The organism is Streptomyces luteosporeus, assembly GCF_039532865.1.
In the GTDB taxonomy this organism is placed as follows: domain Bacteria; phylum Actinomycetota; class Actinomycetes; order Streptomycetales; family Streptomycetaceae; genus Streptomyces; species Streptomyces luteosporeus.
Map to the genome: position 1 here is coordinate 17,815 of NZ_BAAASL010000005.1, position 22,736 is coordinate 40,550.

Below are 22,736 nucleotides of genomic sequence, written 5' to 3' on the forward strand. Positions count from 1 at the left end.
CCCGCAGCCGACGCGCCAAGCACGGCTCTCCGCCTGCGGGCGCGTCGTGGCTTGTCGCGCAGTTCCCCGCGCCCCTACGGGGCGCCGTGGTACCGCGTAACGAAGATCAGCCGGACACGCCCTAGCGCCCGTTTCCGGGTCCGGCCCGCACTACGCTGGGCCGCCCGAGCCCGTACGAGGAGCCGCCGCCGATGACCGTCACGCTCGATGCCTCCTTCTTCCGCCGCTTCCTCGACCGCACCGCGCAGGTCGTCACCGCCGAGGCCGATCGCCTGACCGAGCTCGACGCCGCCATCGGCGACGCCGACCACGGCACCAACCTCAAGCGGGGCTTCACCTCGATGGCCGGCGCGCTGGCCGAGGCCGACGTGCGGACCCCCGGCGAGCTGCTCACGGCCGCGGGCGCCCACCTGACCAACACCGTCGGCGGCGCCTCGGGCCCGCTGTACGGGACGGTGCTGCGGCGCATGGGCAAGGTGCTCGGCGAGGACGCGGTCGCCCAGCCGCAGACGCTGGGCCGGGCGCTGGCCGCGGCCGTGGCGAGCGTGCGCCGGCTCGGCGACTCGGCGCCCGGCGACAAGACCATGGTCGACGCGCTGCAGCCGGCGGCCGACGCCTACGCCGCGGCCCTGCCCGGGGGCGGTACGGCCAGGGCACTGGAAGCCGCCGCGCGGGCGGCCCGGGAGGGCGCGCAGGCGACGGTCCCGCTGCGGGCGCGGCGCGGCCGCGCCAGCTACCTGGGCGAGCGCAGCGTCGGCCACCTCGACCCGGGCGCGGCGTCCTCGGCGCTGCTGATGACCGCGCTGTACGAGGCGACGGACCCCGCACTGTGCGCCGCCGCGCCGCAGCCCGGGACCCAGGACGCGGCCGAGCCCGCGCAGCCGCGGGCGGGGCGGGTGGGCGTGGTGCTGGTCTCGCACAGCCGGGCGGTCGCCGAGTCCACCGCGGCGCTGGCCCGGGCGCTCGCGGGCGGTGGCGTGCCGGCGCGCGTCGCCCCGGCCGGCGGGCTGCCGGACGGGGCGGTGGGCACCAGCGCCGAGCTGGTGCGCCGGGCGGCGGCCGACGCCGACGAGGGCGCCGGAGTGGTGGTGCTGTGCGACATGGGCAGCGCGGTGCTGACGGTGAAGACGCTGCTGGAGAACAAGGAGCTGCAGGGCGTGCACATTGCCGACGCCCCCTTCGTGGAGGGGGCGGTGGCGGCGGTGGTGACCGCCTCGGCCGGCGGCGACCTCGACGCGGTGCTGGCCGCGGCGGACGACGCCCGGGCGTACCGCAAGCTCTGAGGGGACGGCCGGCGGGGCGCCGGAAAGCGCCGACACGAGGCCCGGCACCGGGCATTCGGGGCGAAAGTCTGGAATTGTCTACGCGTTCGCCCCCCGTTCGTCCGTCCGTGAAAGGTCCCGCCCCGGTGTCGCGCACCGCCACGCTGTCGTCCGCCGTGCCCTTCGCCGCGGTCCTGGCCTACCTCACCGGCATCGTGGTCACCGACCTGGTGACACCGTCGTACCTGCGCCTGGACGTCTACGCCGCGCTCGCGCCGGTGACCGCCGCCGCGGTGTGCACCTACCGGCAGACCGTCTTCGTCGGGATCGCCGACTTCCTGCTGATGGCGGCCCACCACGGCGTGCTCGGCGACGACTCCTCGGCCGTCAACCGGGTGGGCGCGGTGCTGGGCAACCTGCTCATCGTCGGCGCGGCCGTCGTCGTCGCGCGGCTGCGCCGCGACGGCGAGGCGCTGCTGGAGCGGGTACGGGCCACCGGCGAGGCCGCGCAGCGCGCGCTGCTGCGCCCGCTGCCGCTGCGCACGAGCGGCGTCGTCGTCGACGGCTTCTACGTCTCCTCGCAGCACGAGGCGCTGGTGGGCGGCGACATCTACGAGGTCGTCGACACCCCTTACGGCACGCGGGTGCTCCTCGGGGACGTCCGCGGCAAGGGCCTGGGCACGCTGGGGGCGGGGGCCGCGGTGCTGTCGGCCTTCCGGGAGGCCGCCTACCACCGGCCGGACCTGGCCGGCGGGGTGGTGGCGACGGAGGAGGGCCTGTACCGCTACCACCGCTCGGCCGAGTACCAGGCCCGTACGCACGACGCGCACGCCGCCGAGGAGTTCGTCACGGCACTGGTGCTGGGCACCGAGGAGGAGGCGGGCGCGGTGGCGCTGGTCTTCGTCGACTGCGGGCACCCGGCGCCGTACCTGATCCGCGCGGACGGCACGGTGCGCGAGCTGGAACCGGCCGAGCAGGGCCTGCCGTTGGGCCTGGGCGAGCTGCTGCCGGGCCGCCGGCCCGGGCGGCGGATCCCGCTGCCGCCCGGCGGCCGGGTGCTGGCCTGCACCGACGGGGTGACCGAGGCCCGGGCGCCCGGCGGGCGGCGGGAGCTGTACCCGCTGGCCGAGCGGCTGGCCGGCTGGGCGGCGCTGCCCACCGCCGAGCTGCTGGCCCGGCTGCGCGCGGACCTGGCCCGGCACACCGGCGGCCGGCTGCAGGACGACGTGGCGGTCCTCGTGCTGGAGCGCGCGCCCGTGGCCGTTAGCGGGTGAACAACTCGAAGGCGACCCCGGGGCGCCCGCCGAACCGCTCGGCGACGGCAGCCATGCCGCCTTCGAGGAACCTGCGGCAGTACTGCTCGGGGGGCTCGTCGGTGAGCGCCTCGATGTACGTGCGATGACACAGCAGCGACTGGACGGCCCGCTCCAGGCCGGCGCCCGCGTCCATGGCGTGCGTGGGGGCCGGGGAGCCGGCGACGGCCACGTAGCGCACGCCGTTCCAGGGCGCGAGGCCGTCCTCGGCGAGGTCGGGGAAGATCCAGCGGTTGCCGGCGTCGCCGACGGCGTCGAGCACGGCCCGGCCCACGGCCCGGTGGTCGGGGGTGTTCCAGGAGCCGCCGGGCCAGGTGTCGTGGTGGTTGAGGGTGAGCACCAGCTCCGGGCGGTGCCGGCGGACGGCGGCGGCGACCTCGCGGCGCAGCGCCATGCCGTACTCGAGCACGCCGTCGGTGTGCCCGAGGAACTCCACCGCCGTGGCCCCGACGACCACGGCGCTCGCTCTCTGCTCCGCCTCGCGCAGCTCGGCCGCCTCCTGCGGCGGCAGGGAGTCGATGCCGGCCTCGCCGAAGGTGGCCAGCAGGTAGGCGCACTCGCGCCCCTCGTCGCTCCAGACGGCGACGGCCGCGGCGGCGCCGTACTCCAGGTCGTCGGGGTGGGCGGCGACGGCCAGGGCGCGCCGCCAGTCGGTGGGCATCGGCGCGAGCTGCTCGGCCATGACTGCCTTCTCCCTTGCTGCTCCCTTGCTGCGGATCTCCTGCCCGCATGGTCGTGCAGTTTCCCCGGACCGGCCGGGAACCGGGCCGGGGCGCGGTCCGACTACCTGATCCGGGTCGCCCGGTCGGCGGCCCGTGCTGATGCGATTGTCTGGAGAGTTACTGATGCGTCCTCGTGCGTGGTGCGGTGTGCTGGCCGCTGTGGCCCTGTCGGCGACGGCGTGCGGCGGTGGCGGCGGGAAGAAGGCGGACGACGCCGGTGCCGCCGCGGCCGCCCGGTCCGGCTTCCCGGTGGGCGTGACCGACTGCATGGGGACCAGGACGACGTTCGACGCCGCGCCGCGCAGGATCGTCACCAGCAACGCGGCCGGCCTGGAGCTGCTGATGTGGCTGGGCGCCGGCGACAAGGTCGTCGGCACCGGCTTCCCGCCCGGGGCCGGCACGCTGCCGCAGCAGTACGCGGCGCAGGCCGCGAAGGTGCCGGTGCTGGGCAGGACGGTGATCCCGAAGGAGAAGCTCCTCGGCTCCGGCGCCGACCTGTACCTCGACTCCTTCTCCTCCATGAAGAACATGGGCAAGATGGGCGACGCCCCGACGGCCGAGGAGTTCAAGGCCGCCGGCATCAAGCACGTCTTCCTGAAGTCGACGGCCTGCGCCGCGATGAACAAGGCCGCCCGCACCGACCTGTCCGGCGTCGAGGCCGACGTCCAGGAGCTGGGCAGGGTGACCGGCACCTCGGCGCGCGCCGGGGAGCTGGTGGCCGGCATGCGCAGGAAGACCGACGAGGTGCGGGGCGCACTGGCGGACCTGTCGGCCGACAAGCGGCCCACCTACTTCCTCTTCGACTACGACGCCGGCACCAAGCAGCCGATGGCGGTGTGCAACCGGCAGGTCGCCAACGCGGTGATCACCCTGGCGGGTGCCCGCAACGTCTTCGCCGACTGCGAGGGCGACTTCAAGCCCGTCGGCTGGGAGGACGTCGTCGCCAAGGACCCGGACTGGATCCAGCTGGCCGTGCGCAACCGCGGCAGCGAGGAGGCGAACGCCAAGGCGTTCGACGAGGCCGCCGAGTTCCTGCGCACCTTCCCGGCGACCGCGGACCTGAAGGCCGTCAAGGAGGGCCGCTTCCTGCGCATCGGCTCCGAGCGCACCACGATCGGCGGCGTCCGCAGCGCGGACACCGTCCGCGAGATCGCCCACATCCTCCACCCGGACCGGGTCAAGTAGATGGCGGCACCCGCCCGGGCGGCGGCGCGGCGGGCAGGCGGGGACGCCGGGGCGCGCACCGTGCGCGCCGGCCTGGTCTGCGCCGTGCTCGGCTGCGCCCTCGTCCTCGCCCTGACCGCGTCGGTGTGCCTGGGCTCGACCGACGTGCCGCTGCCGGACGTGTGGTCGGCCGTGGCGCGCGGCATCACCGGCCAGGACCCGGCGCCGGGCACCCAGGACCTGATCGTGTGGCGCCTGCGGGTGCCGCGCGCCCTGCTGGCCGCGGTCGTCGGCGCGGGCCTGGGCCTGGTCGGCACGGCCGTGCAGGCCCTGGTCCGCAACCCGCTGGCCGACCCCTACCTGCTGGGCATCTCCAGCGGCGCCTCCCTGGGCGCCGTCGCCGCCCTGGTGCTGGGCGCCGGGGCGGGCGGGGCCCTGGGGCTCGGCCTGGCCTCGGCGGCGTTCGCCGGGGCGCTCGCCTCCTTCGCGCTGGTGTGGGCCTTCGCCCGGCGCGGCGGCGGCTTCCGGCCGCTGCGGCTGGTGCTGGCGGGCGTGGGCATCGGGCAGTTCCTCTCCGGCTTCACCCACTACCTGGTGCTGCAGGCCGGCGACGAACAGCGCACCCACGGGGCGCTGTTCTGGCTGATGGGGTCCCTGGGCGGCGCCCAGTGGTCCACCCTGGCCCTGCCCGCGGCCGCCGTGCTGCTGGGCCTGGCCGTGCTGCTCGCCCGCGGCCGCGCGCTGAACGCCGTGCTGATGGGCGACGAGACCGCCGCCGGCCTGGGCGTCGACGTCGCCCGGCTGCGGCGCGAGCTGTTCGTCGTCACCAGCATGCTGACGGGCGTGCTGGTGGCGGTCTCCGGGGCCATCGGCTTCGTGGGGCTGATGGTGCCGCACGCCTGCCGCATGGTGGTCGGCGGCGACCACCGCCGGCTGCTGCCGGTCTCCGCCCTGTTCGGCGCCGTCCTGCTGACGGTCGTCGACCTGGTGGCCCGCACCGCGCTGCCCGACCAGGAGCTGCCGGTGGGCGTCGTGACGTCGCTGGTGGGCGCGCCCGCACTGCTGTACCTGCTGGACCGGCGACTGGAGCGCGCATGAGGATCGCCATCGAGGACCTCGCGGTGTCCCTGTCGGGGCGCACCGTGGTCCACGGCATCGACGTCATCGCCGAGGACGGCGAGATCGTGGGCCTGGTGGGCCCCAACGGCAGCGGCAAGTCCACCGTGCTGCGCACCGTCTACCGCCACCTCGCGCCCGACGCCGGGCGCGTCCTGGTGGGCGGTACGGACATCCGTACCCTGACGCCGGCGCAGTCGGCGCAGCGGGTCGCGGCCCTGCCGCAGGAGCGCGGCAGCGACTTCGAGCTGTCCGTGCGCGAGGTCGTCGCCATGGGCCGCACCCCCTACAAGCGGGCCTTCGCCGGCGAGGACGGCACGGATACGGAACTGGTCGCGGCCGCGCTGGAGCGGGTGGGCATGGCCGGCGCCGGGCGGCGCCGCTTCTCGGCGCTGTCCGGCGGCGAGCGCCAGCGCGTCCTGCTGGCCCGCGCCCTGGCCCAGGACCCGCGGGTGCTGGTGCTCGACGAGCCCACCAACCACCTCGACGTACGCCACCAGGTGGAGCTGCTGGCGCTGCTGCGCGAGCAGCGCCGCACCACGCTGATCGCCCTGCACGACCTGAACGCGGCCGCGTCGGTGTGCGACCGGCTGCACGTCCTGCACGACGGGGCCCTCGTGGCCTCCGGTGCCCCCCGCGAGGTGCTCACCGCCGACCTGCTGGCCGAGGTGTTCGGGGTGCGGGTGGCCGTGGTGGAGCACCCGCTGACGGGCGACCCGCTGATCGCCTTCGACCACCGCTCGCCCGCGGGCGGCCTGCCGGGCGCGGTGGCCGCCGCCCGCTGATCGGCCGTCAGGTCATCGCCGTCAGGTCATCGCTTCTTGCGCCCGCCGGCGGCGACCCTGGTCAGCGCCCGGTCGGCCGGACGGACGCCGGTGCGCCATGGCCCTCGGCATTATCCTGGCCGCATGGACGAGAAGCGAGCGCTTCGAGTCGTGGACGCGTTGCGGCAGCGGGGCACGGATGCCCACCTGGCCCGCGAGGGCGTCTACCAGATCGGCGTGCGCGTCGTCCTGCGCGACGGCCGCGAGGCGGTCTGGGACACCGACGACACGGCCGGTCTGGAAGCGCAGGTCATGCGGGACGGTGTCCTCGTCGGCTTCGTGCCGTGCATCGAGGGCTCCGAGGACTTCGACGTCGACCAGACCGTCGACGCGATCGTCCGGGCCGACTACGACCAGCCGATCGCCCGCGAGCGCCCCACGGCTCCACCACCCTCCGCCCCGCTGCCCCGGGAAGGCGGCCTCTTCCGCCGCTTCCTCGGCGGCTTCCGCGAACGCTGAGCCGAGGACGCCGAGCCCCGGCCGAAGCGGCGTCCGGCTGAGCAACGCGTATCAGTAACGCGTCCTCCTCGGCACCAGCTTCACCACCGTCACGACGGCGAGAAGTGCCATAAGAAAAGCCAGCGCCGTCCAGCCGGCATCCAGCCACGAGTTCGCGATTCCGAGACCGGCTGCTGTTCCCACCGGCATGGCCGAGAAGGCCTTACCTCGCGCCGGCGCGGCGAACTGTCACCAAACGCTCGACGAGCGACAGTGCACCAACGCAGCAGCAGGCCGCCTCTGTTGGCGGCGACCTCCCGGAGCACGGACACGCGGAAGAGGGTGGACGTGCCGGTGAGGACCCAGGCTCCCCGCCCCCTTTACGACGCGCAGAAGAAACAACAGCGGGCGAATAACGACGACTATCGTTTCTTGAGATGGAGCGCTTCTGATCTTTGCCGGATTCAGGCCGTCGCTTCGAAGTGGCTGGGGCGTCCGTCGCGCAGGACCAGGCGCCCCAGCCGCTCGGCGTCCGCGCGGCGCATCAGCCGCGCCCGGCCGCCGGCGTCCTTCAGGACGGCCGCGTGCCAGGGCGTCGCCCACACGTCGGCGCACTCCAGCAGCCGGATCCCGAACTTCTCGCCGCCCACCGGCTGCGGGTGGATCGACAGGCGTACGGCATCCGGGTGGCGGTCGGCGACCAGCGCGCCCCAGGCCTGGCTGCGGGCGATCACCTCGTACGCGCGGGCACGGCAGGCGCGCTGCAGGGCGGAGCGGCTGCCGGTGTGGTGGGCGGTGTCCTCGACGAGGAAGCGCGTGATGCCGCGGTAGAGCCGGGCGGTCTCCTCGTCGCTGCGCACCTTGGCGCGCAGCTCCTCCAGGGAGGGGGCGTAGGCGCCGGTCACCAGGCGCCGCTTGGCGTCGTGGCCGAGGTCGCCGTGCACGTCGCGCAGGTCGAAGGTGTCCAGGTGGCGCAGGCCCTCGCGGCGGATGAGGGCGCGCAGCTCGTCCCCGTAGGCGTCCACGTCCTCGTCCGTCACGCCGATGCTGTCGGCGAAGATGTGGCCGTCCGAGCAGATGACCATGCGGGCCCCGGGCGCGTACAGCTCGCCGATGCGGGCGCACAGGCCGTCGAGGAAGGCCAGGGAGAGGCGCTCGCCCTCGTCGGGCAGGCGCCCGAGGACCTTGGCGGGGTTGGGCGACTTGCAGGGGAAGCCGGGCAGGGTCAGCACGACGGGCTCGCCCGCGTCCGTGAACCTGCGTATCCGCTCCAACTGCCGCTCGTGCCGGGCCGGGTCCGGGGCGGCCGGCCCGGCGGTGCGGTGGTAGGGCAGCAGCAGCCCGAGGATGCGGGCCTCCAGGCAGGAGGCGGGGGCGGAAGTGGCAAGAGTGAGGGTCATGCTGCGGTCATCCACGGGGGCGGGGGCAGGCGGGCGGGGCGAAGGAGACGGGCAGGGCGCTGGTACCCCGGCCCAGGACGGCGGGGATCCACTGCAGCTCCTCGTCCGGCACGGCCAGGCGCAGCCCGGGCAGCCGGGCGATCAGCGTGCCGAGTGCGACCTGCAGTTCGATGCGGGCGAGGGCCGCGCCGGGGCAGAAGTGGATGCCGTGGCCGAAGGCCAGGTGCGGGCCCTGTGCCCGGTCGAGGTCGAGGGTGTCGGGGTCGGGGAAGCGCTCGGGGTCGCGGTTGGCCGCGCACAGCGAGACGATGACCGAGTCGCCGGCGGGCACGCGGGTGCCGTGCAGGTCGGCGTCCTCGGCGAGGAAGCGCCAGGTGGTGAGCTCGAAGGCGCTGTCGATGCGCAGCAGTTCCTCGACGGCGGCGGGCATCAGGTCCGGCTCGGCGCGCAGCCGGTCCAGGGCCTTCGGTGCGCGCAGCAGCGCCACCAGGGCGGTGGTGATCTGGTTGGTGACCGGCTCCTGGCCGGCGACGAGCAGCTGGAAGACCATCGAGTCCAGCTCCTCGCGGGTCAGTTCGCCCGCGTCGTGGGCGGTGACCAGGCGGGCGAGCAGCCCGTCGCCGGGGTGCCCGCGCCGGTCGGCGACGACCTCGGCGATGTAGGCCTGCAGCTCGCGCAGCAGCGCCTCGTACGCGGGCCGGCCCGGGTCCGCCGGGCCGACGGGCGCGACGACCTTGCCCCAGTCGCGGCGGAACCGCGCCGCCAGGTGCGGGGGCAGTCCGATGACCTCGGCGAGCACCTGGAAGGGGAAGCGGGCCGCGAAGCAGCGCACCAGGTCGACCGTGCCGGCCCCGTCCGCGGGCAGGGCGGCGTCGAGCAGCGCGTCGGCCATCTCCTGGAAGCGCGGCCGCAGCGCCTCCACGCGCCGCGGCGCGAAGGCGTCGGTGACCAGGCGGCGCATGACGGTGTGCTTCGGCGGGTCCTGGTGCAGCAGGTGCACCTGCAGCTGGGAGTGCTGCGGCTCAGGCATGATCGAGGCGCGGGCGCGCCAGCGGTCGTTGCCGAGCGCGTGGTTCTTGCCCAGCCGCGGGTCGGCCAGCGTGCGCTGCGCGGCGGCGTGCCCGGTGACCAGCCAGGCGGTCACCCCGCTGGGGAAGAGCACCCGGTGGACGGGGCCCTGCGCGCGCAGCCGCGCGTACAACGGGTAGGGGTCGCGCTTGTACGCGGGACCGAAGAGGGGGACGGGGTCGGGCAGCGGCACGGCGTGGGGCTCCTCGCGAGGTCGTGGACCCCAAGGAAGTCGTACGCCCGCGCGGGCGAGTTCCCGGCTTTTCGTACGACTCCCGGGGCGGTGCTCGCCGATGCCCCGGTATCCCGGGGTAGTCGGCCGCGCGGGGCCGCTGGTTCCCGGCTGCGAAAGGGACAATCCTCACGCGCCGGGAAGCGGGCGATGCGCCCGGACGGCCGGGCGGACCGTGCCACGATGCGGAGATGACCGCACGCCGAGTACCCCCGTACGCACCCCTCGTCGGCTTCGTGCTGCTGCTGGCCGCCCTCTTCGGCGTCGCCTGGGCGGCCGGTGCCGCTGCCGGCCCCGTGGCGCCCGGCATGCACCCCAGCGGGAACTCCGGCTCCGGCCCGGGCACGGGCGGCGGGGGCATGGGCGGCATGAACGGGATGAACCACTGATGAGCACCCCGACCTCGACCCGGGCACCGGCGGTCACCACGGAGCTGATCGTCGGCGGCATGACCTGCGCCGCCTGCGTGGCCCGCGTCGAGAAGAAGCTCGGCCGGCTGGAGGGCGTGAGCGCGAGCGTCAACCTGGCCACCGGACGGGCCCGGATCAGCCACCCCGCGCAGGTGACCGCGGACGAGCTGGTGGCGGTGGTGGAGGGCGCGGGCTACACGGCCGCGCTGCCGCAGCCGCCGGCGCAGGAGACGGCCCCCGCGGAGGGCGAGGGGCCCGGCCCGCTGGTCCGCCTGCTGATCACGGCCCTGCTCTCCGTACCGGTGCTGGTGCTGTCCATGGTCCCGACCCTGCAGTTCCGCAGCTGGCAGTGGCTGTGCTTCGTCCTCGCCTCCCCCGTCGCGGTCTGGGGCGCCTGGCCCTTCCACGACAGGGCACTGCGCGGGCTGCGGCACTCCACGGCCACCATGGACACCCTCGTCTCGCTGGGTGTGGTCGCCTCCTACCTGTGGTCGGCGTACGCCCTCTTCTTCGGCGGCGCGGGCGAACCGGGCATGCGGATGCCGTTCACGCTCGTGCCGTCGGCCACCGGCGGCACCGCGGACGTCTACCTGGAGGCCGTCGTCGGCGTGCCCCTGTTCGTCCTGACCGGCCGCCTGCTGGAGGCCCGCGCCCGGCACGGCACCGGCTCCGCCCTGCGGGCCCTGGCCTCGCTCGCCGCCAAGGACGTCGCCGTCCGCGCCGCCGACGGCACGCAGCGCCGGGTGCCCATCGACGAACTGCGGGTCGGCGACCACTTCGTCGTACGCCCCGGCGAGCGCGTGGCCACCGACGGCGTGGTCGTCGCCGGCAGCTCGGCCCTCGACCTGTCCCTGGTCACGGGCGAGAGCGCCCCCGTCGAGGCCGGACCCGGCTGCGCGGTCGTCGGCGGCGCCGTCAACTCCGGCGGCCTGCTGGAGGTACGGGCCGAGGCCGTCGGCGCCGACACCCAACTGGCCCGCATCGCCCGTCTGGTGGAGGAGGCCCAGACCGGCAAGGCCCGCGTGCAGCGCGTGGCCGACGCCATCGCGGGCGTCTTCGTCCCCGCCGTCCTGGCCGTCGCCGTCACCGTCCTCGGCTTCTGGCTCGGCGCCGGCGCCGCCCCGCAGGCGGCGGTCACCGCCGCGGTGGCCGTCCTCGTGGTCGCCTGCCCCTGCGCCCTGGGCCTGGCCACCCCCACCGCCCTGCTCGCCGCCACCGGCCGCGGCGCCGGCCTCGGCATCCTCGTCAGCGGCCCGCAGGCCCTGGAGGGCCTGCGCCGGGTGGACACGGTGGTCCTCGACAAGACGGGCACCCTGACGACGGGCGCCATGACGGTCACCGACGTCGTCGCCCTGCCCGGCTGCACCGCGGAGCAGGCCCTGACCCTGGCGGGCGCGGCGGAAGCCGGCTCCGAACACCCGGTGGGCCGCGCCATCCACGCCCACGCCACCGCGACCCTGCCGGACCCTCTCCCACAGGCCACGTCCTTCACGGCAACCCCGGGCCTGGGCGTCCACGCCACGGTGTTGGACCACGAGGTAACGGTGACCCGCCCGGGGGCAGCAGCGCTCCAGGCCCCGGCGGGCGCGGCCCCGGCGCCCGCCCAGCCGGGCGGCGGACCCGTCACCCGCCCGGGGGCCGGGGGGCGGAGCCCCCAGGCGGGGTCCGGGGCGGAGCTCCGTGACGGGGGGGCGGGGGGCCTGCCCCCCGGGAACGGTGGAAGGGCGGGACTGGGGCACCCCTCCGCCGCCACGGCGCCCGGCCACCCCGGCGAGGGTCCGGCGGAATCCGGCACCGCGGAAGCCGGCACCGCGGAAGCCGGCACCACGGAACCCGCCACCGCCAAAGCCCTCCGCACCGCCCTCGCCACCGCCGACGCCCGCGGCGACACCCCCGTCGTCGTCCACATCGACGGCACGCCCGCAGCCGTCATCGCCCTCGGCGACACCGTCCGCCCCGACACCTACCGCGCCGTGGACCACTTGAGGCGCCTCGGCCTGCGCCCGGTCCTCGCCACCGGCGACACCGAGGCGGCCGCCCGCTCGGTCGCGGAGCGCCTCGGTATCGACGAGGTGCATGCGCGGGCCACGCCCGAGGAGAAGGCCGCCCTCGTGCGCGCGCTGCGCGAGAGCGGTCACCGTGTCGCCGTCATCGGTGACGGCGTCAACGACGCGGCCGCTCTCGCCGGCGCGGACCTCGGCATCGCCATGGGCAGTGGCACGGACGCCGCGATCGGTGCGGCGGACGTCACGCTGGTCCGTGAGGACATGGGGGCGCTGGGCGACGCGGTGCGGCTGGCCCGGCGCACGTCGGTGACGGTGCGGTCCAACCTCGCCTGGGCGTTCGCGTACAACCTCGTGACCGTGCCGCTCGCCGCCGTCGGTCTGCTCAGTCCGATGCTCGCGGCGGCGGCGATGTCCGTCAGTTCGCTGCTGGTCGTGGGCAACAGCCTGCGGTTGCGCAGCTGGCAGCCCCGTCCCCCCGCCGCAAGGAAGTCCCGGTGAAGAATTCCCTGATCAGCGCCGCCCGCGCCGCGCTCGTGCCGGCCGCGGCCGGCGCCCTGGCCCTGGCCGGCCTGACCGCGTGGGCGGCCTCGGGCGCGGCCGGTCGCCCGGCTTCGGTGACGGTGGAGGAGGCCCGCGTCCTCGTGCCGTTCGGCTCGGACGACACCGCCGCGCTGCTGCGGCTGCGCAACTCCGGCGACGTGGACGACGAGCTGATCGGCGTCGACGTGCCGACGGCCGGCGGCGCGATGCTCAGCCGGACGGTGGTCCGCAACGGCGCCGGCACGATGCGCATGGTCCACTCGGTGCCCGTGCCGGCGCGCCGGACGCTGGTGATGTCGCCGCACACGGTGGACGTGATGGTCTACCGGCCGCCCGCCCTGCGCGTCGGCGACCGGCTGCCGTACGTGCTGCGGTTCCGCGAGAGCGGCACGGTCCGCGGGGAGGCGGTCGTCGTACGGCCGGGGAACTGAGCGCGGCCGTACGACGAGGGGCCCACGGTGCGGGTGTCGCACCGTGGGCCCCTTGCGCAATTCGGTGGGGGTCGGCCCGTCAGCCCGCCAGCGCGGGCACCCGCTCCCGTGCCGCCGCCTCCGCGGCGGCCTCGTGCTCGGCCGCGGCGAGCTGGACGATCAGCGCCTCCCGTGCCCGGGCCACGCGCGAGCGGACGGTGCCCACCGGGCAGCCGGCGACCACGGCGGCCTCGGCGTACGGCAGCCCGAGCATCTGCGTGAGGACGAAGGCCTCGCGCCGTTCGCAGGGCAGGCGGTCGAGCAGCTGCGAGAGGACGACGCCCTCGTCGAAGCCGGGCAGCGCGGCCGGCTGGGCGCGCTCGGCGGCGGACTGCCAGTCGTCGGTGTCCGACAGCCGCGGCCGTGCCGCCTGGAAGCGCAGCCGGTCCACGACCGTGCGCCGGGCGATGGACAGCAGCCAGGTGCGGGCCGAGGAGCGGCCTTCGAAGCGCGGCAGGGAGCGCAGCGCGCGCAGGTACGTCTCCTGGACGAGGTCGTCCGCGCCCTGCGGGTCGTTGCTGAGCCGCGCCACGTACCGGCGCACGTCGTTCTGGGTGGCCCTGATGAAGCGGTCGACCGCTTCGGCGTCGCCGCCGCGTGCGGCCAGTGCCCAGGCGGTCACCGTCTCGTCGTCACGCATGGCGCCCCCCGGTGCGGGGGCGCGGCGCGGTGCCGGGGACGATGGCGGGGTGCACTGCAGTGAGGTACGTACCGCCGTCTCCGCCCGCCTCGACGGCGAGGAGCCGCCCCCGGGGGTGCCGGGGCCGGTGGTCGGGGCGCATCTGGAGGGGTGTGCGCCGTGCCGGGAATGGCAGGAGCGGGCCCGCAGGCTGAAGGTCCTCGCGGCGGGGCTGGACCTCGGCTGAGCAGGCCGGCGGTGTGAGGGCAGGGGTCATCGCCCTGGGTCCTTCCTGGAATCCGGGCGCCCGGCGGCCGGGGGTGGGTGCTCCACTCCCCTCCGGCGGGCGGGCCCGGTGAGGTGATTCGGCCCGGTGGGTCGCCGTCAGACGACGGCGATGCGGGCAGGAGGACCGCGCGTGGGGAGGACGTGGGCGTACAGCAGCTGGCGCAGTCGCTGTACGGCGTGGGCCAGCCCGGCCCGGACGCGGGGCGGCCCGGGCCGTACCGGTATGACGTGGAGGATCAGCAGCAGGGGCGCGCGCAGCCGGGCCCGGACGGTGCGGGCGAGCCGGAACGCGGCCTGCTCGCCGCCGGCGAGCCAGATGCCGCAGACGAGGGCGACGAGGACGTGCGCGGACCACATGCCGAGCGCGCCGTGCCCGGCGTGGGACATGCCGGGCATTCCCATGCCGCTCATGCCACTCATGCCGCTCATGTCGCTGCCCGTGCCTGCCATATCGGCCATGTCATGGCCCGGGCCGGGGGCGGGCAGTCCGTGTGCCCCGCAGATCGTCCCGGCGGCGGGCATCAGGGCGTGGTCGAACGGGCCGCTCGGCATGGCCTGTGCACCCTGCTGCACGCTCTGGGCGAGTGTGAAGAAGGAGTGCAGAGCCGTCTGTGCGCCCACTGTGGCGAGCGTGATCAGCAGCGGCCCGCGTTCCCGGCCCGCCAGGAACCAGGCGCAGCTGCCGGTTCCGGTCAGGGCGACGGCGATGGCCCACCAGGGGACGGTGGTGCCGGACATCAGGGCGTGGCCGAGGGCGGCGAGCAGCACGCAGACCGCTGCGAACACCCCGGCTCGCAGCGTGCGCGGGACCTGGCCGGCCTGCTGCCCTGTTTTCATGACGTGGACATCGTTGCACCCGCCCCGCGCGCGTCGACGGCGGGGGGCGCGCTGACGCCCGTACGACCCCCCGCTCGGCGCACGGCTCCGCCCCGTACCGTCCGCCCGGCGGTACGGGGCGGCGGGCCGCCGGCTCGGGGGGAAGACCGGAGGCCCGGTCCCGTCGCTCCAGTGGGACTCGCATCGCCGAGTCAAGCGCGGCGGAGGCGGCGGCGGGAGCGTGTGCAGGGGGTGAATGCGGGTGCGGGGGCGCACACCCCGTGTGGAATGGCCCCTTCCGAAAGTCCGGGGCCGGGCCGCGGCTACGACGAGGAGCGCGAGCCGGCCCTCGTACCCTTCGAGCTCTGCGAGCCCTTCGCGCTCTTCGCACCGTGGTGGGGCAGCCACGCGGCGCTGCTGCGGTCGCCGAAGCGGCTGCCGATGGCGCCCTTGATCACCGAGAGTGCGGCGGGCAGTGCCGCGATGGCCGCGGCCTTGATCGCGGAGATGCTGGTGAGGTCGAACCCGTCGGCAATGAGGATGCCGAGGAAGGTGGTCACGTACGCGGCGAGGGTCCGCTCGGCTATGTCGGAGATGACCTTGCTGTTCATGCAGGTGCTTCCGTTCGAAAGTCGCGGTCGGGCGGTCGGGCGGTCGGGCGGTCGGAATGCGGGGCGGCGGAGCGCGCAGCGTGACGTGTGCACTCCAAGCTTCCGCTGCTCGGGGTCTTACCCGTACCGGACCCGTTCGGCACCCGCGGCGAGGGCGGTATCGTCGCTGCGGCGGGCCGAACCGGGAGGGTCCACATGGCCAATCCCCAGCGTGACCGTTCTGCGGACGACCCCTGGACCGCGGGCGCCGCGGGCGCCGCGCCCGCGCCGCCCGTCGGCCCCGCCGAACCCGTCGACCCGGCCGAGCGGTGCCGGGCGGTCGGCGGCGCGCACTCGGCGTTCGTCGCGGACGGCGTGCTGGACCCCGGCCTGCGCCCGGTCGTCGCCGCATCCTGGCGGCGGTCCGCGGCGGTGCTGCCGCGCCCGGAGTTCATGGCACCGGTGGAGCTGGGCGACGACGATCTGGAGCAGTACCGCGCGGCGCACCCGCTCGCGCGGGCGATGCCGCTGTTCCGGGAGCTGCTCGGTTCCATCGCCGACGACGGGGCGCACCTGCTGGCGGTGTGCGACGCGGCGGGCCGGCTGCTGTGGGTGGAGGGGCACGCGGGGGTCCGCAGCCGGGCCGAGCACATGAACTTCGTCCCCGGCGCCCGCTGGGACGAGCGGCACGCCGGCACCAACGCGCCCGGCACCGCGCTCGCCCTCGGCCACCCGGTGCAGATCTTCGCCACCGAGCACTACAACCGTCTGGTCCAGCCGTGGACCTGCGCGGCCGCGCCCGTCCACGACCCGCGTACCGGGCAGCTGCTCGGCGCGGTGGACCTCACCGGCGGCCACCACCTGGCCGGACCGCACGCCCTCGCCCTCGTCCGGGCGACGGCCCGCGCCGCCGAAGCCCAGCTGGCGGCCGCCGCTCCCTTCTTTTCGGGCACTGCGTTGTCCGTCCTGGGCCGCGACGAGGCGCTGCTGGTCACGGACGGCCGGCGGGTACGGCTCGGGCGCCGGCACAGCGAGATCCTCGCCCTGCTGGCCGCCCACCCCGACGGCCTGACGGGCGATCAGCTCACGGCGGCGCTGTACGGGGACCGGCCCGCAGCGCCGGTGACCCTGCGCGCGGAGATCCGCCGGCTGCGCCGCCTCCTCCCCGGTCTGCTGCACTCGCGCCCGTACCGCCTGGCCGTCCCGCTGCACACCGACATCGCCCAGGTCGAACGGGAACTGGACCACGGTGACGTCCGGGCGGCCCTGCGCGCATACCCGGGCCCGGTGCTGCCCACGTCGGAGGCGCCGGGGGTGGCCCGGCTGCGCCGGCTGCTGGAGGACCGGCTGCGCCGGGCCGCACCCGCGACGGACGCTGGCCGGTAAACGCCCGCGAGCAACCTTCGCGCAACGTACGAACGGCTACCGTGCGGCCGCCCGCTCACGCCTCGTCCGCCTTCAGGGCTGGAGGACCCATGACCCGCTACGCCACTCCCGGCTCGCCCGACGCGCTCGTCTCGTACCGGCCGCGCTACGACCACTGGATCGGCGGCACCTACGTACCGCCCAAGCAGGGCCGCTACTTCGAGAACCCCTCCCCCGTCGACGGCCGCACCTTCACCGAGGTCGCCCGCGGCACCGCGGAGGACGTCGAACGCGCCCTGGACGCCGCCCACGCGGCCGCCCCCGCCTGGGCCCGCACCTCCCCGGCCGAACGCGCCGCCGTCCTGAACCGCATCGCCGACCGCATGGAACGCAACCTCGAAGCCCTCGCCGTCGCCGAGTCCTGGGAGAACGGCAAACCCGTCCGCGAGACCCTCGCCGCCGACATCCCCCTGGCCATCGACCACTTCCGCTACTTCGCGGGCGCCGTACGGGCCCAGGAGGGCAGCCTCTCGGAACTCGACGAGGACACCGTCGCCTACCACTTCCACGAACCCCTGGGCGTCGTCGCCCAGATCATCCCGTGGAACTTCCCCCTCCTGATGGTCGCCTGGAAGCTCGCCCCCGCCCTGGCCGCCGGCAACGCCGTCGTCCTCAAACCCGCCGAGCAGACCCCGGCCTCCGTCCACGTCTGGCTCGACCTGGTCGCCGACCTCATCCCGCCCGGCGTCCTCAACATCGTCAACGGCTTCGGCGCCGAGGCCGGCAAACCCCTGGCCGCCAGCCCCCGGGTCGCCAAGGTCGCCTTCACCGGCGAGACGACGACGGGCCGCCTGATCATGCAGTACGCCTCGGAGCACCTCAAACCGGTCACCCTCGAACTCGGCGGCAAGAGCCCCAACATCTTCTTCGACGACGTCTCCGCCGCCGACGACGACTTCCTCGACAAGGCCCTCGAAGGCTTCACCATGTTCGCCCTCAACCAGGGCGAGGTCTGCACCTGCCCCTCCCGCGCCCTCATCCAGCGCGGCCACTACGCCGACTTCCTCGCCGCCGCCCTCACCCGCACCGAGGCCATCGTCCCCGGCCACCCGCTGGACACCGACACCATGATCGGCACCCAGGCCTCCAACGACCAGCTGGAGAAGATCCTCTCCTACTTCGACATAGCCCGTCAGGAAGGCGCCCGCACCCTCACCGGCGGCACCCGCGCCGCCCTCGGCGGCGAACTCGCCGGCGGCTTCTACGTCGAACCCACCGTCTTCGAGGGCCACAACCGCATGCGCGTCTTCCAGGAGGAGATCTTCGGCCCGGTCGTCGGCGTGACCCCCTTCACCGACCTCGACGAGGCCGTCACCCTGGCCAACGACACCCTCTACGGCCTCGGCGCCGGCGTCTGGACCCGCGACCACACCACCGCCTACCGCACCGCCCGAGCCCTCCAGGCCGGCCGCGTCTGGACGAACACCTACCACCAATACCCCGCCCACTCCGCTTTCGGAGGCTACAAACAATCGGGCTTCGGCCGCGAAGGCCACAAAATGGCCCTGTCCCACTACCAGCAGACGAAGAACGTGCTGGTGAGCTACTCGGCGAAGAAGCTCGGCTTCTTCTAGTCCGGGAAAGCCTTGCTCATCCTGAAACCCGCTCCATCCCCTCCGGGTTTTCGGCGTAGATCACCAGTGTTTGTTCCGGCTGTTCGGCCAAGTGGAAGGCGGTGTACGTAAAATCGGTCACTCCGCGTCCCGGGTGCCGTAGCCGTTTCCGTCCGCCGTGCCGGGTCTGCACGTCGTACTGCGGCCACCAGGCACGTACTTCAGGACTGCCCGTGCTCAGCTCGTCGATCAACCGGATCCATCGGAAGTCGCCCGGGTGGCGTCCAGCGAGTGTCCTCAGCCTGGCGAGCAGGCCGCGTGCCTCGATCTCCCAATCGACCAGAACGGCCCGTGCGGCAGGTTCGAGGAACACCCAGCGGGCGAAGTTCGCCGGCCGGTCCCCCGCCGCGGTCAGGTGCGGGAACAGCTCGCCGGCCGCCCGGTTGCAGCTGAGCACGTCGTAGTTGCCGTCGATGATGTATGCCGGATGGGGCTGGAGCAGGAGGGGGACGGCTGCCACCTCGGCGGCGAGCGGCTCCGGTTCTTCGATTTCGACCGCAGCCGCGTGACCGGCGAGTTGAAAGAGATGACCACGCTCGTACCGGTCGAGTCGCAGCACCGAGGCGAGGGCGTCGAGCACCTGGTCCGAGGTGCGGATGTCCCGGCCTTGCTCGAGGTACGTGTACCAGGTGGCGCTGATCCCGGCGAGCAGCGCGAGTTCTTCCCGGCGCAGGCCGGGGGTCCGTCGCCGGCCGGTGTGCGGCAGTCCGACCTGGTCGGGGGTGATCCGCTCTCTGCGGCTGCGAAGGAAGGCTCCCAGCTCACGGCGCTGATGCGGCTGCGTCTGCATGGTGGATGGCACCCCTGGTTCCAGAATAAATCCCCGTCTGGATACCAGATTAAAGACCTCGCACACTGAGGCCCGACAAAAACCGGATGGAAGAGGCGGGCAATCATGTCGGGAATCGGCGGCAAGGTCGTGGCAATCACGGGGGCCGGCAGCGGTATCGGCGAGGCGACCGCGCTGCTGCTTGCCGAGCGAGGCGCGCGGCTCGTCCTGGGTGCCCGCCGGTCCGAGCGCCTCGCGGAGCTGGTGGCGCGGATCGAGAAGTCGGGTGGCACGGCCGTGCAGACCCGCACGGACGTCACGCGACGGGACGACCTGCACGCCCTGGTCGCCCTGGCCGACGAGCGATTCGGCCGGCTCGACGTGCTGGTCAGCAACGCGGGCGTCGGCACGATTTCGCCTCTGGACGACCTGCGGGTCGACGAGTGGGACCGGATGGTCGACGTCAACATCAAGGGTGTGCTGCACGGAATCGGCGCAGCACTGCCGGTCTTCCGGGCCCAGGGCTCGGGCCACTTCGTCACCATCGCCTCCACGGCCGCATTTCGCATCGTGCCGGCCATGGCGGTCTACGCCGGTACGAAGTACGCGGTCCGCGCCATCTGCGAAGGTTTGCGCCAGGAGGCCGGTGATTCTCTGCGGGTGACCACCGTCTCGCCAGGCGCAATAGGGACCGCCTTTGCCGAGGCATCAACGAATCCGCAGGTCCGAGCACAGGTCATGGAAATGCGGGACCGGATCGCGATCCCGCCGGAGGCAATCGCCCAAGCCATCGCGTTCGCCATCGAGCAGCCTGCAACCGTCGACGTGAACGAGATCGTCGTGCGGCCCACCGCCCAGAACTGACCCCGTTCGAGGCGCATGACGGCTGCGACGGCACGGCCGGGGACGGGGACGACCGCCGCATGCGGCGGCAGAGCAGCACGCCGTTCGCACACGAGACAGGACGGTGCACGCACGGGCAAGCCGTGCCTCCGGCCGCCGCGTACGGTCCGATTCGGCGGAACCGGTGACGTCAGGTCCCGGCTTCCCCCTCGACGACCGACCTCCTGGAGGAGGATCCCCCATGCGTTTACGTTTCTCCGTGCGAATGCGGATCGCGGCCGTCGCCGCCGTGCTGCTCGCGCTCACATCGGCCTCGCCCGGCCTGGCCGCGCGGACGCCACCCGCCGGCGGGGCCGAGGCGGCAGCGGGCACCCAGTACGACACCACCCACGTCTACGTGGCACCCGGATCGCTGGACGCCTTCGTCAGCAGCTGGGAGGCGACGTTCGGCGGAACGCACACCCGGAAGGTGGACGTCACCGTCACGCCCACTCCCAGCCGGACCGCCTCGCAGCTGGTCCTCTCCCCCGTCGGTACGCTGTCCGTCTTCGACTACCACACGCCCGTGCCCTACCCGTTCGGCGCGGAGCGCACCGGCTGGCTCGTGCAGGACCTCGACCAGGGCGTGCGACGGGCCGAGGCCGCCGGTGCGGACGTCGTCGTCGCCCCCTTCGACGACCCCATCGGACGGGACGCCATCATCCGTTTCCCCGGCGGCGTCGACACCCAGCTGTACTGGCACACCACCCCTCCCTCCTACCCGCCGCTGGCGACGGTCCCGGAGAACCGGCTCTACGTACCGGCCGGCTCCCTCCGCGCCTTCCTGCGCAGCTATCTGCGCTTCACGGGCGGCAGGGTGGTCTCCGACGACGCCCACGCGCCGGGCGGTGAACTGGGCATGCCCGGCACCACGTACCACAGGATCAGGATCACCGGTTCCTTCGGTGCCACCGTCGTGATGGCAACTGACGGACACCTTCCCCATCCCTTCGGCCGGGAGCTGACGGGCTACCAGGTCGGCGACCTGGCCTCGACGCTGAGCCGGGCGAGGTCGGCGGGGGCGGAGGTCCTGTGGGGGCCGACGGCGACCTCCGACCGCGAGAGCGCGATGGTGCGGTTCCCCGGAGGCTACGTCGCCGAGGTCCACGCCCCGCGCCCGCACCGGTGACCGTCGCCTGCGCTCCCGTCCACGGCAATCCCGTCCACGGCATCCCGTCCATGGAAAGGCCACCATGCCCTTCGTCACTCTCACCGACGGCTCGCAGAAGTACTACAAGGACTGGGGCACCGGCCGGCCGGTCGTCCTCTGCCACGGCTGGCCGCTGAACGCCGACGCCTGGGACGGCCAGGCCCTCGCCCTCGCCTCGGCCGGCTACCGGGTCGTCGCCCACGACCGGCGCGGCCACGGCCGCTCCACCCAGACGTGGGACGGCAACCACATGGACCAGTACGCCGACGACCTGGCCGAGTTGCTGGACCGGCTGGAGATCAGCGACGCCGTCCTGGTCGGCCACTCCACCGGTGGCGGCGAGGTCGCCCGCTATCTCGGCCGCCACGGCAGCTCCCGGGTCCGCAAGGCCGTCCTGGTCGGCGCCGTCCCGCCGCTCATGCTGAAGACGGGCGGCAACCCCCAGGGCTCACCGATCGAGGTCTTCGACGGCATCCGGGCCGGTGTGGCGGGGGACCGTTCGCAGTTCTACTACGAGCTGAGCGAGTCCTTCTACGGCTTCAACCGCCCCGGCGCCACCGTCTCCGAGGGCAAGCGGCGCGAGTTCTGGCTCCAGGGCATGCAGGCCGGCCTCAAGGGCGCCTTCGACTGCGTCGAGGCCTTCTCCGAGACCGACTTCACCGAGGACCTGAAGAAGATCGACATCCCGGTACTGGTCGCCCACGGCGACGACGACCAGATCGTCCCGATCGCCGCCTCCGCGAAGAAGAGCGTCGAACTGCTCTCCCGGGGCATCCTCAAGGTCTACCCCGGCGCACCGCACGGCCTGGTCGGGGCCTACGAGGCCGAGTTCACCAAGGACCTGATCGACTTCATCGGTGCCTGAGCCGGTGGCCGGACGGTCCGGGGCCCCGCGCCTTCCGCGCGGGGCCCCGGACCGCTCGTGCGGCATGTGCGCGATCAGCCCGCGGCGTGCGGGTCGATCATGGCCTGGGCATAGGTCACGCCCAGGCCGTAGGCGCCGGCGTGCTCCTTGACCACCTCGGTGGTGGCCGCGTAGGTCTCCGTACGGGCCCAGTCGCGCTGGAGCTCCAGCAGCACCTGCAACCAGGTGACCGGTACGGCGCCGGCGGCCGTCATCCTCTGCATCGCGTGCTCGTGGGCGGCCGGGGTGACGCCCGCCGACGCGTCGGCGACGACGTACACCTCGTAGCCCTGGGCGAGGGCGCAGAGGGCGGGCATGACCAGGCAGACCTCGGTCCACAGCCCGGACAGGATGATCTTGGTGCGGCCGGTCGCCTTGACGGCGTCGACCAGCGCCTGGTCCTCCCAGGCGTTCATGGAGGTCCGGTCCACTATCTCGTGCTTCGGGAACACCTCGCGCAGCTGGGGCAGGAGGGGGCCGGAGAACGACTCGGCGGCGACGGTGGACAGGACGACGGGGACGTCGAACACCCGAGCCGCCTTGGCGAGCCCGACGGTCGCATTGACGACCGAGGCGCGGTCGGTGCTGCCGGCGCCGAAGAACATCTGCGGCTGATGGTCCACGAAGAGCATCATCGCGTTGCCGGGGGTGAGCAGGTCCGCGCTGGGCACGGCCTTGACGGTGTCGAAGTTGACCACGGGGTTCCCTTTCTCGG

At 74.2% G+C, this 22,736-nt stretch carries 23 protein-coding genes and 1 pseudogene; 16 read left to right on the forward strand and 8 right to left on the reverse strand.

Translation table 11 applies throughout. The annotated features are described in order from the left end of the window. Positions 1 to 191: 191 nt before the first annotated feature. From dhaL to ABD361_RS07395, 3 genes and pseudogenes are all read left to right on the forward strand, one after another. Positions 192 to 821 (forward strand): annotated as a pseudogene (gene dhaL / locus ABD361_RS07385) (dihydroxyacetone kinase subunit DhaL); the annotation flags it as partial. Beyond that, positions 795 to 1,283 (forward strand): dihydroxyacetone kinase phosphoryl donor subunit DhaM, encoded by a 489-nt coding sequence (gene dhaM / locus ABD361_RS07390; protein ID WP_344434278.1) that lies wholly within the window; start codon positions 795 to 797, stop codon positions 1,281 to 1,283. The pseudogene dhaL and the gene dhaM, both read left to right, overlap by 27 nt. 125 nt (positions 1,284 to 1,408) lie before the next feature. Beyond that, entirely contained in the window at positions 1,409 to 2,536 is a 1,128-nt protein-coding gene (locus ABD361_RS07395) for a PP2C family protein-serine/threonine phosphatase (protein ID WP_344433999.1), read from the forward strand. Here the strand turns inward: ABD361_RS07395 and ABD361_RS07400 are convergent. After that, positions 2,526 to 3,257, reverse strand: a complete 732-nt coding sequence (locus ABD361_RS07400) for a PIG-L deacetylase family protein (RefSeq protein WP_344434000.1) — start codon at positions 3,255 to 3,257, stop codon at positions 2,526 to 2,528. The genes ABD361_RS07395 and ABD361_RS07400 overlap by 11 nt on opposite strands. 163 nt (positions 3,258 to 3,420) lie before the next feature. On the opposite strand from ABD361_RS07400, the gene ABD361_RS07405 reads away from it, so the two are divergent. The 4 genes from ABD361_RS07405 to ABD361_RS07420 all read left to right on the forward strand — a co-directional run bounded on the left by ABD361_RS07405 (position 3,421) and on the right by ABD361_RS07420 (position 6,860). Further along, complete coding sequence (locus ABD361_RS07405; protein ID WP_344434001.1) at positions 3,421 to 4,482, forward strand: ABC transporter substrate-binding protein; 1,062 nt, start codon at positions 3,421 to 3,423, stop codon at positions 4,480 to 4,482. After that, entirely contained in the window at positions 4,483 to 5,559 is a 1,077-nt protein-coding gene (locus ABD361_RS07410) for a FecCD family ABC transporter permease (RefSeq protein ID WP_344434003.1), read from the forward strand. After that, complete coding sequence (locus ABD361_RS07415) at positions 5,556 to 6,362, forward strand: ABC transporter ATP-binding protein (protein WP_344434004.1); 807 nt, start codon at positions 5,556 to 5,558, stop codon at positions 6,360 to 6,362. Before ABD361_RS07410 ends, ABD361_RS07415 begins: the two co-directional genes overlap by 4 nt. 123 nt (positions 6,363 to 6,485) lie before the next feature. Next, positions 6,486 to 6,860 (forward strand): hypothetical protein, encoded by a 375-nt coding sequence (locus ABD361_RS07420; protein ID WP_344434005.1) that lies wholly within the window; start codon positions 6,486 to 6,488, stop codon positions 6,858 to 6,860. A gap of 443 nt (positions 6,861 to 7,303) precedes the next feature. Here ABD361_RS07420 and ABD361_RS07425 read toward each other — a convergent pair whose 3' ends face one another. Both ABD361_RS07425 and ABD361_RS07430 read right to left on the reverse strand, forming a co-directional pair. After that, positions 7,304 to 8,239, reverse strand: a complete 936-nt coding sequence (locus ABD361_RS07425; protein WP_344434006.1) for an L-tyrosine/L-tryptophan isonitrile synthase family protein — start codon at positions 8,237 to 8,239, stop codon at positions 7,304 to 7,306. A gap of 7 nt (positions 8,240 to 8,246) precedes the next feature. Continuing rightward, entirely contained in the window at positions 8,247 to 9,500 is a 1,254-nt protein-coding gene (locus ABD361_RS07430; RefSeq protein WP_344434007.1) for a cytochrome P450 family protein, read from the reverse strand. A gap of 230 nt (positions 9,501 to 9,730) precedes the next feature. Between ABD361_RS07430 and ABD361_RS07435 the strand changes: the two genes are divergently transcribed. From ABD361_RS07435 to ABD361_RS07445, 3 genes are read left to right on the forward strand one after another with little or no spacing between them, the layout of a single operon-like run. After that, entirely contained in the window at positions 9,731 to 9,928 is a 198-nt protein-coding gene (locus ABD361_RS07435; protein ID WP_344434008.1) for a hypothetical protein, read from the forward strand. Further along, the gene (locus ABD361_RS07440; protein ID WP_344434009.1) at positions 9,928 to 12,453 is read left to right on the forward strand and encodes a heavy metal translocating P-type ATPase; all 2,526 of its coding nucleotides are present in this window, start codon (positions 9,928 to 9,930) and stop codon (positions 12,451 to 12,453) included. Before ABD361_RS07435 ends, ABD361_RS07440 begins: the two co-directional genes overlap by 1 nt. Further along, entirely contained in the window at positions 12,450 to 12,926 is a 477-nt protein-coding gene (locus tag ABD361_RS07445) for a copper chaperone PCu(A)C (protein ID WP_344434010.1), read from the forward strand. Before ABD361_RS07440 ends, ABD361_RS07445 begins: the two co-directional genes overlap by 4 nt. Positions 12,927 to 13,005: 79 nt before the next feature. On the opposite strand, the gene ABD361_RS07450 is transcribed toward ABD361_RS07445, so the two are convergent. Further along, positions 13,006 to 13,605, reverse strand: coding sequence for a sigma-70 family RNA polymerase sigma factor (locus tag ABD361_RS07450; RefSeq protein ID WP_344434011.1), 600 nt, complete (start codon positions 13,603 to 13,605; stop codon positions 13,006 to 13,008). Between the two features lie 49 nt (positions 13,606 to 13,654). On the opposite strand from ABD361_RS07450, the gene ABD361_RS07455 reads away from it, so the two are divergent. Continuing rightward, entirely contained in the window at positions 13,655 to 13,831 is a 177-nt protein-coding gene (locus ABD361_RS07455; protein ID WP_344434012.1) for a zf-HC2 domain-containing protein, read from the forward strand. A 137-nt stretch (positions 13,832 to 13,968) separates the two neighbouring features. Here the strand turns inward: ABD361_RS07455 and ABD361_RS07460 are convergent, their stop codons facing one another. Together ABD361_RS07460 and ABD361_RS07465 are read right to left on the reverse strand one after the other, a co-directional pair. Then, positions 13,969 to 14,709, reverse strand: a complete 741-nt coding sequence (locus ABD361_RS07460; RefSeq protein ID WP_344434013.1) for a hypothetical protein — start codon at positions 14,707 to 14,709, stop codon at positions 13,969 to 13,971. A gap of 302 nt (positions 14,710 to 15,011) precedes the next feature. Beyond that, entirely contained in the window at positions 15,012 to 15,299 is a 288-nt protein-coding gene (locus tag ABD361_RS07465) for a hypothetical protein (RefSeq protein WP_344434014.1), read from the reverse strand. A 195-nt stretch (positions 15,300 to 15,494) separates the two neighbouring features. Between ABD361_RS07465 and ABD361_RS07470 the strand changes: the two genes are divergently transcribed. Beyond that, the gene (locus tag ABD361_RS07470) at positions 15,495 to 16,664 is read left to right on the forward strand and encodes a GAF domain-containing protein (RefSeq protein WP_344434016.1); all 1,170 of its coding nucleotides are present in this window, start codon (positions 15,495 to 15,497) and stop codon (positions 16,662 to 16,664) included. Positions 16,665 to 16,753: 89 nt separating this feature from the next. After that, positions 16,754 to 18,277, forward strand: coding sequence for an acetaldehyde dehydrogenase ExaC (gene exaC / locus ABD361_RS07475; RefSeq protein WP_344434017.1), 1,524 nt, complete (start codon positions 16,754 to 16,756; stop codon positions 18,275 to 18,277). 16 nt (positions 18,278 to 18,293) lie between these two features. Here exaC and ABD361_RS07480 read toward each other — a convergent pair whose 3' ends face one another. Continuing rightward, complete coding sequence (locus tag ABD361_RS07480) at positions 18,294 to 19,106, reverse strand: helix-turn-helix transcriptional regulator (RefSeq protein WP_344434018.1); 813 nt, start codon at positions 19,104 to 19,106, stop codon at positions 18,294 to 18,296. A 105-nt stretch (positions 19,107 to 19,211) separates the two neighbouring features. On the opposite strand from ABD361_RS07480, the gene ABD361_RS07485 reads away from it, so the two are divergent. From ABD361_RS07485 to ABD361_RS07495, 3 genes are all read left to right on the forward strand, one after another. Beyond that, a complete protein-coding gene (locus ABD361_RS07485) occupies positions 19,212 to 19,949 on the forward strand; it encodes an SDR family oxidoreductase (RefSeq protein WP_344434019.1) in 738 nt (245 codons plus the stop codon). Between the two features lie 220 nt (positions 19,950 to 20,169). Next, complete coding sequence (locus tag ABD361_RS07490; protein WP_344434020.1) at positions 20,170 to 21,096, forward strand: VOC family protein; 927 nt, start codon at positions 20,170 to 20,172, stop codon at positions 21,094 to 21,096. A gap of 64 nt (positions 21,097 to 21,160) precedes the next feature. After that, positions 21,161 to 21,982 (forward strand): alpha/beta fold hydrolase, encoded by an 822-nt coding sequence (locus ABD361_RS07495; RefSeq protein ID WP_344434021.1) that lies wholly within the window; start codon positions 21,161 to 21,163, stop codon positions 21,980 to 21,982. Between the two features lie 74 nt (positions 21,983 to 22,056). Here the strand turns inward: ABD361_RS07495 and ABD361_RS07500 are convergent, their stop codons facing one another. After that, complete coding sequence (locus tag ABD361_RS07500; protein WP_425583182.1) at positions 22,057 to 22,656, reverse strand: hydrolase; 600 nt, start codon at positions 22,654 to 22,656, stop codon at positions 22,057 to 22,059. Positions 22,657 to 22,736 lie beyond the last annotated feature (80 nt).

Excerpts from the sequence above, each read along its gene's own strand:
- ABD361_RS07440 (WP_344434009.1), top strand. The coding sequence starts at position 9,928 with ATGAGCACCCCGACCTCGACCCGGGCACCGGCGGTCACCACGGAGCTG.
- ABD361_RS07480 (WP_344434018.1), bottom strand. The coding sequence starts at position 19,106 with ATGCAGACGCAGCCGCATCAGCGCCGTGAGCTGGGAGCCTTCCTTCGC.
- ABD361_RS07500 (WP_425583182.1), bottom strand. The coding sequence starts at position 22,656 with ATGATGCTCTTCGTGGACCATCAGCCGCAGATGTTCTTCGGCGCCGGC.
- ABD361_RS07435 (WP_344434008.1), top strand. The coding sequence starts at position 9,731 with ATGACCGCACGCCGAGTACCCCCGTACGCACCCCTCGTCGGCTTCGTG.
- ABD361_RS07490 (WP_344434020.1), top strand. The coding sequence starts at position 20,170 with ATGCGTTTACGTTTCTCCGTGCGAATGCGGATCGCGGCCGTCGCCGCC.
- ABD361_RS07485 (WP_344434019.1), top strand. The coding sequence starts at position 19,212 with ATGTCGGGAATCGGCGGCAAGGTCGTGGCAATCACGGGGGCCGGCAGC.
- ABD361_RS07460 (WP_344434013.1), bottom strand. The coding sequence starts at position 14,709 with ATGAAAACAGGGCAGCAGGCCGGCCAGGTCCCGCGCACGCTGCGAGCC.
- ABD361_RS07495 (WP_344434021.1), top strand. The coding sequence starts at position 21,161 with ATGCCCTTCGTCACTCTCACCGACGGCTCGCAGAAGTACTACAAGGAC.
- ABD361_RS07420 (WP_344434005.1), top strand. The coding sequence starts at position 6,486 with ATGGACGAGAAGCGAGCGCTTCGAGTCGTGGACGCGTTGCGGCAGCGG.
- ABD361_RS07470 (WP_344434016.1), top strand. The coding sequence starts at position 15,495 with ATGGCCAATCCCCAGCGTGACCGTTCTGCGGACGACCCCTGGACCGCG.
- ABD361_RS07425 (WP_344434006.1), bottom strand. The coding sequence starts at position 8,239 with ATGACCCTCACTCTTGCCACTTCCGCCCCCGCCTCCTGCCTGGAGGCC.
- ABD361_RS07405 (WP_344434001.1), top strand. The coding sequence starts at position 3,421 with ATGCGTCCTCGTGCGTGGTGCGGTGTGCTGGCCGCTGTGGCCCTGTCG.
- ABD361_RS07450 (WP_344434011.1), bottom strand. The coding sequence starts at position 13,605 with ATGCGTGACGACGAGACGGTGACCGCCTGGGCACTGGCCGCACGCGGC.
- dhaM (WP_344434278.1), top strand. The coding sequence starts at position 795 with ATGACCGCGCTGTACGAGGCGACGGACCCCGCACTGTGCGCCGCCGCG.
- ABD361_RS07400 (WP_344434000.1), bottom strand. The coding sequence starts at position 3,257 with ATGGCCGAGCAGCTCGCGCCGATGCCCACCGACTGGCGGCGCGCCCTG.
- exaC (WP_344434017.1), top strand. The coding sequence starts at position 16,754 with ATGACCCGCTACGCCACTCCCGGCTCGCCCGACGCGCTCGTCTCGTAC.
- ABD361_RS07415 (WP_344434004.1), top strand. The coding sequence starts at position 5,556 with ATGAGGATCGCCATCGAGGACCTCGCGGTGTCCCTGTCGGGGCGCACC.
- ABD361_RS07410 (WP_344434003.1), top strand. The coding sequence starts at position 4,483 with ATGGCGGCACCCGCCCGGGCGGCGGCGCGGCGGGCAGGCGGGGACGCC.
- ABD361_RS07465 (WP_344434014.1), bottom strand. The coding sequence starts at position 15,299 with ATGAACAGCAAGGTCATCTCCGACATAGCCGAGCGGACCCTCGCCGCG.